Source organism: Pseudoalteromonas carrageenovora IAM 12662, assembly GCF_900239935.1.
Taxonomy (GTDB): Bacteria; Pseudomonadota; Gammaproteobacteria; order Enterobacterales; family Alteromonadaceae; genus Pseudoalteromonas; species Pseudoalteromonas carrageenovora.
Window position 1 is genome coordinate 1,015,391 of sequence record NZ_LT965928.1, and the last position, 17,598, is coordinate 1,032,988.

16 protein-coding genes and 1 pseudogene are annotated in these 17,598 nt (G+C 39.3%); 9 read left to right on the forward strand and 8 right to left on the reverse strand.

The genetic code is table 11. The annotated features are described in order from the left end of the window. Positions 1 to 66: 66 nt before the first annotated feature. The gene (locus ALFOR1_RS04645) at positions 67 to 834 is read right to left on the reverse strand and encodes an EAL domain-containing protein (protein ID WP_104642211.1); all 768 of its coding nucleotides are present in this window, start codon (positions 832 to 834) and stop codon (positions 67 to 69) included. 217 nt (positions 835 to 1,051) lie between these two features. Between ALFOR1_RS04645 and ALFOR1_RS04650 the strand changes: the two genes are divergently transcribed. Then, the gene (locus tag ALFOR1_RS04650; RefSeq protein ID WP_002958152.1) at positions 1,052 to 1,234 is read left to right on the forward strand and encodes a 2TM domain-containing protein; all 183 of its coding nucleotides are present in this window, start codon (positions 1,052 to 1,054) and stop codon (positions 1,232 to 1,234) included. 76 nt (positions 1,235 to 1,310) lie between these two features. Here ALFOR1_RS04650 and ALFOR1_RS04655 read toward each other — a convergent pair whose 3' ends face one another. The 6 genes from ALFOR1_RS04655 to ALFOR1_RS04680 form a co-directional block, all read right to left on the reverse strand. Further along, a complete protein-coding gene (locus ALFOR1_RS04655) occupies positions 1,311 to 1,748 on the reverse strand; it encodes an OsmC family protein (protein ID WP_024604686.1) in 438 nt (145 codons plus the stop codon). Between the two features lie 124 nt (positions 1,749 to 1,872). Beyond that, the gene (locus ALFOR1_RS04660; RefSeq protein WP_007376862.1) at positions 1,873 to 2,013 is read right to left on the reverse strand and encodes a DUF2256 domain-containing protein; all 141 of its coding nucleotides are present in this window, start codon (positions 2,011 to 2,013) and stop codon (positions 1,873 to 1,875) included. 2 nt (positions 2,014 to 2,015) lie between these two features. After that, positions 2,016 to 3,545 carry a cryptochrome/deoxyribodipyrimidine photo-lyase family protein gene (locus ALFOR1_RS04665; protein ID WP_104642212.1) on the reverse strand — a complete coding sequence of 510 codons (1,530 nt, stop codon included), beginning with the start codon at positions 3,543 to 3,545 and terminating at the stop codon, positions 2,016 to 2,018. Positions 3,546 to 3,990: 445 nt separating this feature from the next. Next, positions 3,991 to 4,983 carry a carbohydrate kinase family protein gene (locus ALFOR1_RS04670; protein ID WP_024598256.1) on the reverse strand — a complete coding sequence of 331 codons (993 nt, stop codon included), beginning with the start codon at positions 4,981 to 4,983 and terminating at the stop codon, positions 3,991 to 3,993. Between the two features lie 63 nt (positions 4,984 to 5,046). Then, the gene (locus ALFOR1_RS04675) at positions 5,047 to 7,635 is read right to left on the reverse strand and encodes a TonB-dependent receptor (protein WP_104642213.1); all 2,589 of its coding nucleotides are present in this window, start codon (positions 7,633 to 7,635) and stop codon (positions 5,047 to 5,049) included. Between the two features lie 234 nt (positions 7,636 to 7,869). Then, a complete protein-coding gene (locus ALFOR1_RS04680) occupies positions 7,870 to 9,087 on the reverse strand; it encodes an ROK family transcriptional regulator (protein WP_100218334.1) in 1,218 nt (405 codons plus the stop codon). Between the two features lie 226 nt (positions 9,088 to 9,313). Between ALFOR1_RS04680 and fucP the strand changes: the two genes are divergently transcribed. From fucP to ALFOR1_RS04710, 6 genes and pseudogenes are all read left to right on the forward strand, one after another. Then, complete coding sequence (gene fucP, locus ALFOR1_RS04685; RefSeq protein ID WP_029753314.1) at positions 9,314 to 10,621, forward strand: L-fucose:H+ symporter permease; 1,308 nt, start codon at positions 9,314 to 9,316, stop codon at positions 10,619 to 10,621. A 131-nt stretch (positions 10,622 to 10,752) separates the two neighbouring features. Continuing rightward, positions 10,753 to 11,358, forward strand: coding sequence for a flavin reductase family protein (locus tag ALFOR1_RS04690; RefSeq protein WP_104642214.1), 606 nt, complete (start codon positions 10,753 to 10,755; stop codon positions 11,356 to 11,358). 33 nt (positions 11,359 to 11,391) lie between these two features. Continuing rightward, positions 11,392 to 13,044 (forward strand): annotated as a pseudogene (locus ALFOR1_RS04695) (YHYH protein). Between the two features lie 9 nt (positions 13,045 to 13,053). Beyond that, the gene (locus ALFOR1_RS04700) at positions 13,054 to 13,584 is read left to right on the forward strand and encodes a hypothetical protein (protein WP_104642215.1); all 531 of its coding nucleotides are present in this window, start codon (positions 13,054 to 13,056) and stop codon (positions 13,582 to 13,584) included. Continuing rightward, on the forward strand, positions 13,584 to 15,038 hold the full coding sequence (locus ALFOR1_RS04705; protein ID WP_104642216.1) for an ATP-binding protein: 1,455 nt from the start codon (positions 13,584 to 13,586) through the stop codon (positions 15,036 to 15,038). Before ALFOR1_RS04700 ends, ALFOR1_RS04705 begins: the two co-directional genes overlap by 1 nt. Positions 15,039 to 15,046: 8 nt before the next feature. Continuing rightward, a complete protein-coding gene (locus ALFOR1_RS04710) occupies positions 15,047 to 15,721 on the forward strand; it encodes a response regulator (RefSeq protein WP_058547320.1) in 675 nt (224 codons plus the stop codon). A gap of 17 nt (positions 15,722 to 15,738) precedes the next feature. Here the strand turns inward: ALFOR1_RS04710 and ALFOR1_RS04715 are convergent, their stop codons facing one another. Further along, a complete protein-coding gene (locus ALFOR1_RS04715; RefSeq protein ID WP_104642217.1) occupies positions 15,739 to 16,593 on the reverse strand; it encodes a PA4780 family RIO1-like protein kinase in 855 nt (284 codons plus the stop codon). Between the two features lie 251 nt (positions 16,594 to 16,844). Here ALFOR1_RS04715 and ALFOR1_RS04720 point away from each other — a divergent pair, with 251 nt between their 5' ends. Continuing rightward, complete coding sequence (locus ALFOR1_RS04720) at positions 16,845 to 17,120, forward strand: EF-hand domain-containing protein (protein WP_104642218.1); 276 nt, start codon at positions 16,845 to 16,847, stop codon at positions 17,118 to 17,120. Between the two features lie 12 nt (positions 17,121 to 17,132). Then, the gene (locus ALFOR1_RS04725) at positions 17,133 to 17,585 is read left to right on the forward strand and encodes a hypothetical protein (RefSeq protein ID WP_104642219.1); all 453 of its coding nucleotides are present in this window, start codon (positions 17,133 to 17,135) and stop codon (positions 17,583 to 17,585) included. Positions 17,586 to 17,598: the final 13 nt, after the last annotated feature.

Below are 17,598 nucleotides of genomic sequence, written 5' to 3' on the forward strand. Positions count from 1 at the left end.
ATATTAATGCAGTTTTATAAGGCAATTAAATGATTGTAATAAAGTGTTTGCATATTGTAGGTTTTCCTAATTAAAAACGTAGGTTACCTCAGGCAAGTTTTCGAAGCTTGGTTTGGCAAATAAATACCCTTGCATAAGCTCAACACCTGCGTTTTTAAGCCATGTATATTCTTGTACTGTTTCAATGCCTTCAGCTAGTGCGGTTATGTTTAAATCGCGAAACATATTTAAGCAATGAGTTACTATTAGTTGGCGTTTTTTGTCGTTGTTAATATCGCGTATGAGCGCCATATCCAGCTTGATAATATCTGTTTGAAAGTCAGCTAGTAGATTTAAACCAGAATAACCTGCACCAAAGTCATCAGTGGCGGTTTTAAATCCGAGAGACCGGTAGTAATCAACAACGCGTTTAATGTGTGCGGTGTCTTCTATTTTTTCTACTTCAGTAAATTCAAACATAATATTTTGAATAGGAAAGTTATACTTTTTTGCAGCTTCGAGTGTGGTGCGTATACATCGCTCAGGTTTATAAATAGCATTAGGTAAAAAGTTAATGCTTAGCATTGATGTTATGCCCAGCTTTGCGGCTAGTTGAATGGCTTTAATACGACAAAGCTGATCAAATGCATAGCGGTTGTCTTCATTCACTTTTGAAATAATTGAATAAGCAGACTCGCCATTTAAACCCCTAACCAATGCTTCATAGCCATAAATTAGGCGAGTTTTACAGTTTATAATCGGTTGAAAAGCCATAGAAAAATCAAATTCAAGATCGTTGGCGTCAGCACAATTACTACATGTCACTTTTTCACAATCTTTTGATTTTTCGATCACTTAGTTCATCCTCTGATGTTTATTTTTAAAGTTAGTTGAGGGTAGATCCTAACACAAATAGATTAAAGTATTAGCTTATATTTTTTTTAACGTAATAAGTGATTATTTATATGTGAGTAATATGATGACTAATGTCATGCTATTTAATGACATTTGGCAGGAGTTTGCATTTCGTTTTTATATAAAAATAGATTTATACATTAACAGGAGGATAAACATGAATACATCAACAACAATATTTCAAAGTTTTAAACAGTATGCAGTTGCTTTAGTGTTTTTAGGATTAATTAATTTAATTACATCACCAAACACCTTATGGGTGATTTGGCCCGCGCTTGGCATGGGGATCGCTTTATTATCTGAAGTCTTAGGTATAAGCAGCTCTAAAAAAGTATCTTGATGATTAGTAAGCCAAGTAATAATTTACTTGGCTTTAATTTAATGTGCTTTATTTACAGTAATCTAAACCTAAATATTTAAAATGCTGATTGAAGTGTCACATCTAGTGATATTTCGGTATTTAAGAGTTTTGAAATAGGGCAGCTCTTTTTGGTTTGCTCGCATAAAGCTTGAAACTGCTCGTTTTGAATATCATCAATACGCGCTTTTACCTCAAGGGCAATATGCGTCACCGAAAAACCATCATCTACTTCATCAAGGCTTACAGTGGCTTTAGTATCAATTTTATCTGCGGTAAAGCCTGCATCACCTAATGCAAGTGAAAGCGCCATACTAAAACATGCACTGTGCGCTGCACCTACTAATTCTTCAGGGTTTGAGCCCGCCTCATCTTCAAAGCGGGTATTAAAACCATAAGGTTGTTTATTAAGCGCGCCACTTTGAGTTGATATGCTACCTTTGCCTGTTTTAATGTCGCCAGACCATGTTGAACTTGCCGTTTTTTTAATCGTCATCATCTTCTCCTTGCTAGAGTGTAAGCTTTTCAGGTTATCTAAGCGTTATTTACAAAATAAACTTATATAAAGCCTTAAAAGCACTAATTACTGATGATGTTGCAAAATAGGCGCCAGTTAATTGTTACCCCTGTTTATTTCGCTTACAGCGCTCTGAACAGTAAATAACGTTATCCCAGTCGCGCTGCCATTTTTTACGCCACGTAAAAGGTTTATTACAAATAGGACACATTTTTTGAGGTAAGTTTAGTTTTTTGTGCGCCATGCTTACTTAGCCTTACTGTTATTTTTAGTATCCGTTTTACTTTTTGTTCGAGTAACTTTTTGAGTACCCCCAACGTGCTTTTTAAGAATTTTCCCTATGGCGCGTTTAACATCGGCTCGCTCACGGTATTGCCATAAGCGTTCGCGTGCTTCTTTTGAGGCTGCTGTTAAATCAAGCATGGGTTCGGGATAATCCTCCCCTAATTTAAAGTCGTTAAAGAGTGCTTCCATTGGAGTTTGCTCCCAAGGCTGATGTAAATATTCAATAGGGAGTTTTTCAAGCTCTGGGCACCACTTTTTAATAAACGAGCCTGTTGGGTCTTGATCTTCTGACTGCTTAATTGGGTTGTAGTGCCTAATGGTGTTAATGCCTGTTACCGAGGCTTGCATTTGAATTTGCGGGTAGTGAATTCCGGGCTCAAAATCTAAAAAGTAATTAGCGAGCGGAAAGCTTGCTTGCTGCCAACTTATATTTAAATGATGGGTTACAAAGCTTACAAGCATGGCGCGCATTCTAAAGTTTATATAACCGGTGGCTTTTAAGCAGCGCATGCAAGCGTCAATAATGGGAATACCTGTTTGACCTTGCGCCCAGCGTTCAATATCGTTTTTAACATGTTCATCATCGCGATACGGAAATACGTGATAACCCGAATTAAGGGCTAAAAATTCCATAGAGCATTCGCTTTCAAACTTTTGCATAAAGTGGCAGTGCCAATGCAAGCGCGATACAAACGCAGCAAGCGGGCGCTTCCAGCCTCTTTTATCGGGGTGCTTTGAGTGATATTCATCAATTGCCATTTGATACACTTGCCTAAGGCTAATGTTCCCCCACGCTAAATAAGGCGAAAGCCGAGAGCAATGGGTTTGGCTTAAACTTGGGCTCGATATTCCTTTTTGATAACCTTTACCGCGCTCGGTAAAAAAGCTCTGCATTACTTGGCGTGCATGCAACGGGCCGCCTTGTTGAAAGCTGTCGTGATCTTGCGTGTAAGCGCTTGGCAGCTCAGGTGCTTGGTAGTTATTGAGGGTAATTGTTTTTATACTCTTCCAATTAGGAACAGCAATAGGTGCTTGCATTGTTTGCTGCCAGCGTTCATTCCAGTTATTACGATTTTTTTTGCCGCGAATAACCGCGCCTGTTTGCGACTCTTGCCAATTAATGTGGTTATGCTGGCACCATACTTTTATTGCCTTATCGCGCTCAAAGGTGTTGTTTAAGCCTATTTCTTGATGGCTAAAAATATTAACTATTTCAAACTGCGTCTTTATCGACTCAAGTAAATCGTTCATATTTAAATTAAATATATAAACACAGGCGTTAAAACGCGCTAGCTGATTATTTAACTCAACTATCGATTGATACACAAAGCGCCAGTGCCGTTCATTGTAGTGTGCATCTTCGAGCAGTAATGGCTCAAAGTTATAAAATAACAGGGTCGGTAAGCCATTACTAAATGCATTTTTTAATGGTTGATGATCGCTAAGACGTAAATCACGTTTAAACCACACGATGTTTATTTTTTCTTTCATACTGGCAATATTAAAACCGTGGCATTATAAATAATAGGACAAAACCAATACGTATTAAATGTAAAAGAAGACTAGTGTAAAAACGATTTTGATATAGGCAACTCATGTTAAGGTGATACTAAAATGAGTCGCCAATAAAAGAAGTATTATAAATAGGGAGAATTACCGTGATACTTAAGCAATTTTGGCACTTGCAGTCATGTGAGAGTACACCTATTAAAGCTTCACCAATTGCAACTACTTCCATTATCTTTTCCTAAAACTTGCGAGGGTATCGCTTTGTATGACGATACCCTCAGTTAGGGTAAAATTAAAAACGCTTACCAATAGTAAAGCTAAAGACACGAGATATGACAACGCGCGCATTAAATATAATTGATTGATCTGCTACCGTTTCACCTGAGTGAAACTTCCCTCTGATAAGTTTCCTGAGTTATTTAGGTTTTTAACATCGACACGAAGATTTAAGGGTACTCGCCGAGATATCATGGTATGTAGGTAGGGCATCAAAGGCTCCAAACGTTGCTACTGTTTTGGCTCCGCATTTAGTAGCAAAGTCGATAGCCTTTGAAACGTTAGTAAAGTTATTTGCCCAGTCAGTAAATTCTGTTTTATTACTCACTAGCGAAGATATTTGATATAAAAAACCACCTACAAACGCATCGCCTGCAGCTGTGGTATCCACAACATATGCCTTAGGGCAAGGATAAGTACCACTAAATGAGCTAGATGAAAAAGTAATAGGCTCGCCACCATCGGTCATTAAAACTAAAGCTACGCCACTATCTACCCAACTTCTAATAGTGGTATCAATATGCTCTATTCCATAAAGCGAGATCAGCTCATCTTTACTCGCTTTAATAACATCAACTGTTTTAGCAACATCCTCAATAACAGATTTAGCTGTGAGTGGTTCATCCCAGAAGGCTGAACGAAAGTTAATGTCAAAGCATGTAACCGAGCCTGATTCTTTAAAGTGTTTTAGCGCATGTAAGGTTGTATTTAATACTAAAGGTTTTGCAAAAGAGCCTGAACAAAAACTCACAATTTTAGGTGTTGAAAATAAAGAGGGCTCTAAATCGGTTATTTGTAAATCGTAATGTGCAGCATCTTTATCGTAAAATTCAAATGTACGTTCACCGTTTTCATCCAACGATACGAACGCGAGTGCCGTCTTCCCTTTTTTTGAAAAGCCAACATAAGATGTGTTTACATTATACATTTTGAGTGCATTTATTAAAAAGCGACCAAATTTATCATTGCCTACTTTACCAAGCAAATAACTTGAACCACCAAGCTTTGCTACGGCTACAGCAACATTAGCGGGTGCGCCTCCGGCAAACTGTGTGAAGTCTAGTTCGCTATTTGATGCCTTATTGTGCATGCAGTCATGTGAGAGTATATCTATTAAAGCTTCACCAATTGCAACTACTTCCATTATATTTTCCTAAAAATTGCGAGGGTATCGCTTTGCATGACGATACCCTAGATTAGAGTAAAATTAAAAACGCTTACCAATAGTAAGGCTAAAGGTACGAGGTAAGACAACGCGCGCATTAAATGTAGTTGCTTGACCTGCTACCGTTTCCCCTGCGCGAGGATCCCCCTCTGATAAGCCTTCTGAGTTATTTAGGTTTTTAACATCGGCACGAAGGTAATAACCGTCTTCGTTTTCAAGGGATAAACCAAGGTTTAACATGCCATACATAGGCAGTTCTGCTGTGTTGGCGTCGTCGGCATAACGTTTACCGCTCCAAGAGTAGCTACCATGAATAGCTGCCATACCCCACGAAAAATCTTCAAACTGATAGCTACTAGTTAATTGGCCAAAGTGCTTAGGCACACGTACAGGTAAGTTGCCGTTTATATCAATAGAGGCAGAGCTTCCATTAGCATCCAAGTATTGCGCCGCTGGTGTGTTTACAAATTCGGGTGATTGGTACGTTGCAGATACACCAATGCGCCAGTCTTGGGTGATTTGCAGGTTAAATTCGGCTTCTACACCTAAGGTTTCTGTGTTTCTAAAGGCTTGACGTTGCACTACTTGACCATTTTCAACAGTAGGTACATTAAAGAATAAATCATCCGCAGCGGCGAAGTAACCGGTTACAAATGCTGCGACATCACCTTCGTTATATTTAATGCCCACCTCGGCCATTACCGTTGAAGCTGGTTGTGTTTCGCGTCTCTCAGAGTTATTAAATTGATTAATTTCCTCTTGACTAGTTAGGTTGGTAATCGCCATGTATTTATCTACATCAGGCATACGAAAACCATCTGCATATCGAGTGAATACCGCTAAGTCGTCGTTAAATTTGTAGTTAGCTGCAATTGTCCATGCCATTTCGTTGTATTCAACATCAAAGTTTCGGTAAGTCCCATCACCAAAGGGCAGGGTAATATTCCCATTGACGGTATCAGTATCGCTGGCAAAACTGTCAATTGTGTAATTAGCTTGGTTTTGCGCTTCCCCATCTGCTTTGAGGGTTTCGTACCTTAGGCCCAGATTAAACGACACATCTTCAAGATCGTATTCAAAGTCAGCAAAGGGCGCAAGGGTATTTTCACTATAAACAATATCGGCAAAACCATGTGATCCAGCCTGAATACCTTTGTAAGTACCGCTGGCAATGTCAAGACCTTGTGCATCTGTAAATACAACATCTAAGCGCTGCGGCAGGGGCTCTACTGATTGCAGAGTATTAATTCGATAGTCGGTAACATGGCCATTAATATTAGAGAAGAATAAGCCAAAATTAGCATAAAGAGTCCCTTCGCCTACATCATCAAAGGTGTAGTTGAATCTGGTTTCGTTTTGAAAGTTATCGCCTTCAAAACGTCTATGCCAAAAGCCTGCGTTTATTCCGTATCCATTGGTGTTGTAGGTATTTACGTTGCTTGAATCAGCCAATACAAAGCCGTTTCCTGCATCGCGTATATCGTAACTTGGGTTACCATCAACCATGGCACCTGCAAGGACATCAGTATTTGCAGCATATATAGCTTGTGCTTTACTAGCTAACGATTCGGCGTTACCTACGTTAATGATGCCGGTAAAGGTTGTTAGCATATCGGTATAACGCATTTGATTTGAAAAGACTAAGTTTTCGTTGATTTCAATTTCGGTTGTATTGCCAAAGTAGGTCACATTAGCGTAGTTACCATCTGCAATATCCAAATCAATGTCGCCGCTTGGGGCGTTATTAAGAGTTAATAAACGCGCACCTGCTGAGTTACCGGTGGTGCCATCTCTGATATCCATCCCGCCTGGGATTGTTTTAGCATTGGTGGTTGAGCCTATTAATGGCTGAGGAATAAAAAAGAATGATCTATCGTTTTGTTTATTAAACTCAAAGCGGGTAAAGCCGCTGCCATCTTTAAAAAAGTGCTTAATATTACCATTAAGCTCACCACCTTGGTTAGCTGTATACCCCGGATCGCGTGCGGAGTCATCCTTGCGATACCAAGCGCCAACAGCATAGGTTGTCTGATCGTCTATTGATCCGCTAACCCAACCTTGTCCACCTAGGCGGTTGTTGCTGTTGGTTTCAAAAAACACATCACCTTGGGTATCATCGGAGCCTTCACGAGAAATAAAATTAATAAACCCAGCTGGCGCGCTACCAACAAAAATTGACGAGGCACCACCACGAATAGCTTCAACGCTGCCCACAAAATTAGACAAACGGGTAAAGCGATCATTTTGAGTAAATAAAATATCTTGATTATAAAACACGGTCATACCATCACGAAGTAGTGCTGTAAACTCTGTTTGCGTTGATAACGGAAAGCCTCGTGGGGCTACGTTGTTACCGGTTTCTCCACCGGTGTCTTCGGCATGAAAACCAGGAATACTTCGCACTAATTCAGCAACACTGTGCGGAGCCAATTGCTCTAACTTTGCTTCGTTAAAGGTAGTTATTGCATTAGTTGATTCGATTTTCTCTTTTGGCCGAGATGTTCCCGTTACAATGATGCGCTCAAACCCTAAATCACTTTTTGCTACTTGTTGCTCTTGTGACAAGACGCTAGGGGATATGGATAGACCTACAGCGACTGCAATTAGAGTCATTTTTGCTGATACTTTCATTTTTCTGTTCTCTCTTTGTTGTGTGTGTATACAAATTTGCGGTTTTATTAATCAAACATGTCAGTGTTATCAAATTTGTAAATAGAATGTAGAGAACTTAAAATAATAAATCAACTATTATTACTTATTATTTTTTGTACAGCTTTTTGATTGTTTAAGTGAATTTTTTACCTCTGATAAAAAATAAATAAGCAGCCAACGTTACCGATGGCTGCTTTTTAACTTTAAAGTATATTAGTGGTGTGAAAGGCTTGCGTGATCTTGAGAAAAGTTGATAAGTAACGGAAGGTTAGCGCAGCCTACTGATTGAGCCTTGGCGCCAATAGAGCCACTTTGTACTTCACAGCGATTAATACCGCGATGATCAGCCTGGCTCAATTTTAACTTTGTTGCCAAAACTATTTTTTCTCTGACATTGATAGGAATGGCGCCATCAATGACAATTGCCTCAAAATCAAAAATAGCTAAAGAACACAATGCCGCGTAGGCGAGGCCATCTGCAACTTGGTCTATCCACTTATCGAGTACGGGGCCTAAGTCTCCCCAATACTCTTTTGAACTCCATAGTATGTCAGTATTGTAGCCATCACCTTTGAGCATTTTTTCGAGAATATACAGTGATGATTGCATAATAAGTTGTTGGGAGGTTAGTTGTCCTTCACTATTAAGCATAGGCCTAGGTAATGAACCTATAGCGCCGGCATTACCTTTTTTACCAGTAAATAAGGTTTCGTTTATAACAACTCCACCACCAATAAAAGTACCAATAAAAATATATAAAAAATCGCTAAAACGAGCAGGATTACCAAAGCTTAATTCAGCTGAACAAGCAGCGGTATCATCATTACATACATACACGGGAAGATGTACAATTTGATTTATTTTTTCTTTAAAATCAAAAGACTTCCATTCATTCAATACTGTTTTTGGAGCGCCGGCTTCTTCTGTCCAGTTCCAAATTTCGTAAGGGGTTGCAACACCCACACCTAAGATACGCTTGGCTAATTCGTCACTTAAGCTCATTTTAAGTACGCTGATCCCTTTCTCTAAAAAGGTTAGCAAGCTCTGTACTGTGGGGTAAGCGCAGTTTTCGTGCAAAGTTGCGCGTATATTTCCTACTAAGTCAATCAAGGTTAAATCAAAACTGCGACGACCTACTTTTAAGCCAATTCCAAATGCACCATCTGGATTTAACGCAAATGGGATGGTTGGTTGGCCAACCTTACCACGCTGAGGGTCTTTCCGTATTAATAACGATTCGGCTTCTAAACTATTGATAATTACTGTGACGGCCTGTGCTGAAAGCCCTGTTTTTTGTGCAATTTCAGCTTTTGGAGCACTACCGTGTTGGCGAATTAATGACATAATTCGGCGTTCATTATGAGCACGCAGGCCAGATTGGCTTCGGCCTTCTTGTAAAGAGAGTCGAGGGTTTTTAGATTTGATAATTATTCCTACCTAGTTGTTATTATCTTGAATAACCTGATTAATTGTACACCGAGTGTGTGTAATTGGCGACTATATTAGCTTTATTGCCGGGTTCATTTCTTATTATTAAATTTACGACAGAGTATAAATAAGTCACAGGAGGTCAATAAATAACTATAGTTGATTTATTGACGGAATGATATTTAACTGGTTAAATGCTTTACTTAACATTAACAACTGAGACACGGCAATGACCACACACACACACACACAAACACCTCTTGTCTCCAAGGAGATGGTGGTTCCCTTTATTTTACTTGTTCTGTGCTTTGCTGCATGGGGAGCTGCGGCAAACATGACTGATCCGCTAGTAAAAGTGTTTAGTAAAATTTTTACTATGTCGTCAGTGCAGTCTGCATTGGTACAATTTAGCTACTATGGAGCTTACTTTTGCCTAGCTATTCCGGCGGCATATATCAATAAACGCTTTTCGTATAAAACAGGTGTGTTAACCGGTTTAGGGATGGCTGCAATCGGAGCATTTTTGTTTTATCCCGCCAGCCAAGCAATGACTTATGGTTTTTTTTTAGTGGCTTTGTTTGTGTTAGCTGGAGGCTTATCTATTTTAGAGACATCAGCAAACCCTTATGTAATGGGAATGGGCACCCAACAAGGTGCAACTCGCAGGTTGAATTTGGCGCAATCATTTAACCCTGTCGGTACTAACATTGGTGTTTTTTTAGCCGCTACCCTTATTTTACCAAAGCTCAATACAGCAACCTCTGGTGAGCGCACAAATATGAATAGTGAGCAATTAACTAGCATTATAAGCGCAGAACTTGATGCAGTTATGGTGCCTTATGTTGGTATGGCTTGTGTGTTGGTTTTTATTTGGTTGGCAATTGCGTTTACTAAAACACCTAATTTTTGTAAGCAAAAAAAAGTCTCTAAGCATGTAGAATTTAGTGCAACGTTTAAGCGTTTGTTTAAAAATACCCATTACCGCTTTGGTGTTATCGCCCAGTTTTTTAATGTTGCGGCGCAAACTTGTGTATGGACATTTACCATCCAGTACGTAATGGAGGCACTCGATACAAATGAAGTTACTGGGGGAAGTATTTTACAATACAGTATGATCACCTTTTTAGTTTCTCGATTTGTAATGACCTGGCTTATGGGATTTATTCGTCCTGCCAAACTGTTAATGGCAACCTCTATTATTGCAATGCTGCTGTGTTTTTATATGGTGAAAATGCCAAATATAAGTGGCGTATGGGCGCTGGTAAGTATATCGGCTTGCTTGTCGTTAATGTTTCCAACTATTTACGCGATTTCACTACATGGGTTAGGCGATGATGCAAAACTAGGTGCTGCTGGTTTAGTAATGGCTATTTTAGGTGGAGCGATAGTTCCTGTATTCCAAGCTGTGTTTATTGATACATACAGTGTCGCGTTTTCTTATGTTGTGCCTGCGGGGTGTTTTATTATTGTTGCAGCTTATGCTGCATTTGATTTAAAAACAAAAGTCAGAGTATTCAATAATGTAGCGCCTTGCTAAATGGATTGAAAACCGAGCCTGAAGGCTCGGTTTTACTTTTTAACTTTTCTCATTTGTAAATCTTCTTTAACCCCAACCTTCATCGGATTAAGATATTAGGCATGTTGATATTCTTATTTAGTTGAAAAAATATGTTTTTAGATCTCACCGAAAATACCAACCAAAATGTTTACTCTTACTTAGTAGGCGGTATCAGCCCAAGGCCTATTGCATGGGTAAGTACATTAAATGAAGATGGAGTGGCAAACGTGGCGCCATATTCTTTTTTTACTGTAGCGAGCTGTAACCCGCCAGTACTGAGTGTTACGCAGGTAAATCCTCGAGATAAAGCAATTAAAGATACTTTAGCGAATGTATTAGCTACTAAAGAGTGTGTAGTTAATATTGTAAGCCATGCTCAGGTTGAAAAAATGAATCAAAGCTGCGCAAACTACGCCAGTGATGTGAGTGAATTTGATGCGGCTAATATTACTAAGGTAGCGAGTGAAATGGTTGCCGTCCCAAGTGTTGCCGATTCAAAAGTACGCTACGAATGTAAACTTAGAGAAGTGATTACATTTTCAAGCGAACCCGGTGGCGGACAAATGATACTGTTAGATATTGTTGGTATTTGCGTTGAAGATGAAACATTGGTTGATGGCTATATAGATCCTACTAATTTAGATTCAGTAGGTCGTATGGGCGGAGATTATTACGCAACCACAAGAGATAAATTTGTTCTTAAACGTCCATCATAATATGGGCGTTTAATATTTTATAATTTGTGCACATTGTTTGCACTTTTACTTGTTAAGTTTATTTATTAAACGTAAATGTAAAAGGTTCAAATAGTGAAAGCGCTTTATAAGAAAAACACCTCAAACATCACCAAATTATTTGGCTTAAGTGCACTGTGTATTGCATTAACAGCATGTAATAGCGAATCAACAAATACAACCACAGACAGCGATACTGTTAGTAATAGTGTACCAAGCGTAGATGCGGGTATTGATCAAACAGTTTACGCAGGCGATACCGTTTATTTAAATGCAAGCATTGAAGACGATGACGACGTATCTGTCACTTGGTCGCAAACATCAGGTACCACTGTTACGCTTACATCAAGTACAACATTAACGAGCGAATTTACAGCGCCAGAAGTACTAACTGATGAGTCGTTAGTGTTTGAATTAAGCGCTGACGATGGCGTAAACAGCGCTGTGATTGACACTGTTACAATTAACGTTGTTGCATCCTCTGTAGCTTTATCAAATACAGATGTAAAGCTTGCAAGTTGGATAATTAACAACGATACAACGTCTACTTACATACAAAATAATGGTGCTGTGGTTGAAGATGTGCAGTCGGCCGAACTTGTTACTATTACACAAGAAAGCACAGATGTTGAATACATGTACGTGCAAACAACTGATATTCCAAAGTACGATATTACCCTCACACAAGAACAGGTTGATGCATTAAACAATCGCCCGCGCGCAACAAGCGACTTTTATAATGGTGTAACCTCAGCTGTTGCTGGACAAACTGTTTTATTCGGTGAAGACATCGGTTATGTAAGTAGTACTCAATACTGTAACGATACAGGTGGCGCTGGTTATTGGCCGCCAGGGCCCAGTTGTCCTACAGAGCAAAGTGTAGAGGCCTATTTCCCGGTTACCCCTACTGATTTGTCAGGCACCGAAACATGTGAAACAGGCTTAGGCACAGTTGGCTTAATGGTAAATGGTACCAGTATATTTAACTGGGGCGATGGTATGAGTTATGGTGATAATGTGTGGTATACGCTGGCTCCAATTGCAGAGCGATACGATGTAGATATATGTGGTGGGCATGCCGCAAATGGTGAATACCATCATCATTTTTACACAAGTTGCTTGGCTGGTTTATTGGAAGATGATGGCGATGCACATTCTCCTATTTATGGTTTTGCTGCTGATGGCTATCCTCTTTATGGCCCTTACGAAAGTGATGGGCAACTTGCTGTGAGTGGCTGGGAAATACGTGACTATGGCGCTGCAACAAGCGAAGGAGGCTGTGGTAGTGAAGGTGAACGTAGCTGTATATTAGTTGACCAGTACGACATTAGCCAAGGCACTCAAGTAAGTGAAGCAGGCCCTGGTATAGGTGAAGAAGTAACGACACTTTCAGGGAACACTCTTAATGCTGATGATGGTTACTATTTTGAGGATTATTACTATGCACAAAAAACAGTAACAGGTGCTCAATTAGATGAGCATAACGGCCACGATACTAACGATGGTAAGGGTTATCACTACCATATAACACTCACGCTAGACAGCGATGGTAAATTACAGCCTGCTTTCCCTTATCAAATAGGGCCGCGTTTTAAGGGGCAATTAGCCGATAATTCAATTGGTCGCTGTGATACTGGCGAAACGATGGGGCCGCCGCCAGGCGTTTAAGGAGTCGATATGCCTTATGTTCAATACGCATTGATCCTTATTTCTACTATGCTATTTAGCGTTAAGCTTTATGCGCAGCAGGAAATGATGGATCATAGTCATATGCCTATAGCTGTGCCAAATAATGCTCTTATACCGGCGCTGAGCCTTACGTTATTAAAAGATAGTATGTCGGGTTATAACTTAGTATTAAACACGCAGCGTTATGATTTATCTGTTCCGCCAGCTGATACAATGAGTATGCAACAAATGATGAGCGCAACTACAAACCCAAGTAGTGGTTTTTTACAAGGGCATGCCCATCTGTATATCAATGGCGTTAAAATACAGCGAATATACGGACATGCATTGCATTTACCTGCTAACTTATTTAAAAGTGGCATAAATACCGTATCGGTTACTTTAAATAATCATGGTCATATGTATTGGACCGCCAAAGGCAAAAAAATAGTTGCTACGTTGTATGTTAACGATCAAACCAAAGAGTTTATAACATACCGATTTGAAAGCTTTCCCAGCAAGGTTGAAAACACGCATTAATGAAAATCCATAATAAACTTTTTTTAATATTATTTAGCTTTACTTTTAGCATTATTGCGGGGTTAGTTGTACTTATTCAGTACAGTATCGGCCAAGGTGTTATTGATTTTGTTAATGCAAAAGAACTAAAGGCACTAGAGCCACTTGCGGCGCAATTAGCAAAACAATATGAACGTAATGCTTCATGGAAAAAAATAATAGGAGACGATCAACGCTTCTTAAGACTGGTTGAGTCTCAACTCCAATCAAGCCAGTTTTTACCCAGTTTACCAGACATGCCTGCTAGGCAGTCTAACAGGGGAGAGCGAAGGCCTAGACCACCTCAGCATATGGGGCAAAGAGATCATCGCCCACCACCAGAGTATGCAGCGCATTACGTATTACTTGATAAGAATAAGCAGCGTATCTTTGGTAAGCTTTTTGACGACTTAAGATATATAAATACACCTGTTGTTTTAAATGGCGAAACAATCGCCTATTTAGGTGTATCAAAAAGAAAAAGCTTAGCGGATGGCTATGAACTCGATTTTTTAAAGCAGCAAACTAATTACCTGTGGCTTATAGCACTTACTGCTGGGCTACTTACTTTATTGTTGTCTTTTTTATTATCGAGGCATTTAGTTGGCCCAGTAAAGCAGATTGCTAATGGCATGCACAAGCTTACTAAGGGGCAATACAGTACGAAGCTTTCGCTTGAGCGAAAAGACGAATTAGGCCAGCTTAGTGAAGACTTTAATACGCTTGCCTTTACGCTTGCCAAAGACGAGCAAGTACGTAAACGTTGGCTTGCTAATATTTCTCACGAACTTAGAACGCCAATGAGTATTTTACTTGGTGAGCTTGAAGCTATGTTACTAGGAATACGCGAACCAAATAATAAAAATATAAGTTCTGCGAACGACGAGGCGCTGCATTTAAAACGCTTAATTGACGATTTACATATGTTAAATAGTGCTGAGTTAGGTGGTATGCACTACACCAAACAACCAACTGATATTGGTTTATTATTAAATTCTATTGAGCAAAAATACCAAGTACTATTTGAGCAACATAAAATAAATTTTTATTTATTAAATAGCTCCAAGCATGCCATTGTTGAAGCAGATAAAACACGTATATTACAGTTGCTTGATAATATTTTAATGAATGCAGTGCACTACGCACAGTGCTCAACTATCTCCTTAACTGCTCGTAATATGGAGATTAAAAACAAGCTTTATTTAGAAATGACGATAGAAGACAATGGCGTAGGGGTTGATAAAACGCACTTATCGCACTTATTTGAGTACTTATACCGCGTTGACAGCGCTCGAAATCGACAAGAAGGTGGCTCTGGTTTGGGCTTATCAATTTGCCAGCATATTGTTAAAGGCCATCAGGGTGAAATAGCGGCTGAAAAAGCAAGTTTAGGTGGTTTAGCGATTATTATTCGCCTGCCTTTAGTAAAGGTTTAGAGGACAGTATGGAAGATCAAATACTTATTGTTGAAGATGAAATAAAGTTAGCACACTTAATGAGCGACTTTTTAACAAGTCATCATTACGCAACACACATCATTAATCACGGTAATGAGGTGCTACCTTGGCTTGAGCACAACCGACCAAGCTTAATATTACTCGATATAATGTTACCTGGGCAAAGTGGTATTGAGCTGTGTAAAGCGATAAGAAAGTTCTCTAATGTGCCTATTATTATGGTATCGGCAAAAGTAGAGGAAATAGATCGTCTACTCGGCCTAGAATTAGGAGCCGATGACTATATATGCAAACCGTTTAGCTATGCTGAGCTGGTGGCGCGTGTAAAAGCTATTTTAAGGCGCTTAACAAGCATTACAGATATTAGCTCATCAACAATGAAGCTAGATGAAAGTACTTACAGTGTTCAATACAAAGCAACCAGTATAGAGCTTACAAATTTTGAGTTTCAGTTATTTAAACCTTTATTTAATAACCCAAATCGTATTTTTTCGCGTGATAGCTTAATGGATACTATGTATGCAGACCAACGTATTGTGAGTCATCGAACTATAGACAGCCACATTAAAAAGTTACGCAAAAAGCTTGATGAAGTAACCCAAACCGACAGTGTGATTCAGTCGGTTTATGGGGTGGGGTATCGCTTTGTACATCCTCAATAGGTAAGTATTGGGTGTTTTTATTCTTCGTCAGCGTTTTTAATGCGCTCTAAACGGTCGAACTCTTCATATTCGGCCGCTTGAATTTCATCAAGAATAGCATCTACGTCAGCAGCTTCGGTGCTGTCTTCAAACTCACCGCTTAAGGTTGTATTTGGAGTTAGGCTTGCTTCTTCAAATAAAGCCCACATTTCTTTAGCGTATTGCGTTTTTAATAAACTCGGCGCAAATTCACCGTAGTAACGGCGCATATTGTTTACATCGCGAGTAAACATAGCTTGAGCACTGTTATTAGCTGCAGCGTTGACGGCTTGAGGTAGGTCAATTATTACTGGACCATTAGTATCTACAAGCACATTAAACTCAGATAAGTCACCATGAATAATACCCGTGCAGAGCATAAGTTTGATGTAGTGAATCATCATTTTATATTGCTCTATAGCTTGCTCTTGGGTAAGCGTTACATGACCTAATTGCGGAGCTACATCACCATCTTCATCACACACAAGCTCCATTAACAGTACGCCATCAATACAATAATAAGTGTCGGGAACTCTTACGCCAGCTCGTGATAAACGTGAAAGGGCGTCTACCTCAGCATTTTGCCAAATCTCTTCTTCTAATTGACGGCCATAGCTTGAACGTTTACCCATTGCACGAGCTTGCCGTCCGCCTCTTACTTTGCGGCCTTCTTGATATTGGGCTGCTTTTTTAAAGCTACGCTTAACAGCATCTTTGTAAACTTTAGCGCAGCGAATTTCACCACTACTACGTACTACAAATACATCGGCTTCTTTACCACTCATTAAGCGGCTGATCACTTCGTCGATTAAACCATCATCAACAAGAGGTTGTAAGCGTTTAGGTATTTTCACAGTTGTACTACTAGAAAAATTGGAAGGTTAAACATGTAATTTAAAGAGTCCTTAAATATTTGTAATGTGTATTAACAGTATACGCTAGCTGTTTTTATACTGTGCACAATAACCGAAATTATGACTAAGGTAAAAATAACATGATAAAAACCGAGTTTATTTTCACTTCCTTATTGTTTGCACATTGTTTGCTATTTTCAAGCGTAATATATAAATACACCCTAATTAATATTTTACGCAAGGCTACCACTATGAAAAATTTTTCAATCTTTGCAGCTGTTACATTATTATCAGTGGCTTTTTCTGCCAATGTGGCCGCTAGAGGCGGTGATAACCCACCACCTAAACCTGACTTTTCAAGCATAGATACAGATGGCGATGGTGTTATAAGCTTTGCTGAATTTAGTGAAAGCGCGCCACCACAAGGTGATGCGCAAACTATTTTCGATGAAATAGACGCTGATGGAAATGGCGAAATTAGCGAACAAGAATTAAGTGAACATAAGCCACCACGTCGTAGTCGTTAAAGGAGATTTAAAATGATCAACAGTATTGGTAGTTCATCGAGTTTTATGACTCAACAAAGTAGCCAAGTGAGTGCTTTAACCACTGAACAAACTGACTTTGTAAAAGAAACACTTGCTGAGTTTGATCCAGAAAACTTAAGTGCAGAAGATGCGCAAAGTATTCAAGCTGCATTTGAAGAGCAAGGTATTTCGCCTACAAAAGAGCTTGCCGATTTAATGAGTGAGCTTGAATTTGATGCTAAAAGCATTGGTGATGCAGGACGACCTGAAGGGCAACGCCCGCCGCCACCGCCACAAAACTCATTAGAGTCTGTTGATACTGACGAAGTAGTAAGTTACTTAGATGAGTTACTTACTGAATATTCAAGCCAGCTATCTGATGAAGATAAAGAGTCTATCTTGTCTTCAGTACAAGAAAAATTTGGTTTAAGTGAAGGCGATTCATTGCTGAATGTAACTGCTTAGGTGTTATAACTTG

Bases quoted from the DNA above. Each gene is read 5' to 3' on its own strand.
- ALFOR1_RS04660 (WP_007376862.1), bottom strand. From the start codon at position 2,013: ATGGCGCACAAAAAACTAAACTTACCTCAAAAAATGTGTCCTATTTGT.
- ALFOR1_RS04670 (WP_024598256.1), bottom strand. From the start codon at position 4,983: ATGGAAGTAGTTGCAATTGGTGAAGCTTTAATAGATATACTCTCACAT.
- ALFOR1_RS04675 (WP_104642213.1), bottom strand. From the start codon at position 7,635: ATGAAAGTATCAGCAAAAATGACTCTAATTGCAGTCGCTGTAGGTCTA.
- ALFOR1_RS04710 (WP_058547320.1), top strand. From the start codon at position 15,047: ATGGAAGATCAAATACTTATTGTTGAAGATGAAATAAAGTTAGCACAC.
- ALFOR1_RS04650 (WP_002958152.1), top strand. From the start codon at position 1,052: ATGAATACATCAACAACAATATTTCAAAGTTTTAAACAGTATGCAGTT.
- ALFOR1_RS04705 (WP_104642216.1), top strand. From the start codon at position 13,584: ATGAAAATCCATAATAAACTTTTTTTAATATTATTTAGCTTTACTTTT.
- ALFOR1_RS04690 (WP_104642214.1), top strand. From the start codon at position 10,753: ATGTTTTTAGATCTCACCGAAAATACCAACCAAAATGTTTACTCTTAC.
- fucP (WP_029753314.1), top strand. From the start codon at position 9,314: ATGACCACACACACACACACACAAACACCTCTTGTCTCCAAGGAGATG.
- ALFOR1_RS04665 (WP_104642212.1), bottom strand. From the start codon at position 3,545: ATGAAAGAAAAAATAAACATCGTGTGGTTTAAACGTGATTTACGTCTT.
- ALFOR1_RS04720 (WP_104642218.1), top strand. From the start codon at position 16,845: ATGAAAAATTTTTCAATCTTTGCAGCTGTTACATTATTATCAGTGGCT.
- ALFOR1_RS04725 (WP_104642219.1), top strand. From the start codon at position 17,133: ATGATCAACAGTATTGGTAGTTCATCGAGTTTTATGACTCAACAAAGT.
- ALFOR1_RS04700 (WP_104642215.1), top strand. From the start codon at position 13,054: ATGCCTTATGTTCAATACGCATTGATCCTTATTTCTACTATGCTATTT.
- ALFOR1_RS04655 (WP_024604686.1), bottom strand. From the start codon at position 1,748: ATGACGATTAAAAAAACGGCAAGTTCAACATGGTCTGGCGACATTAAA.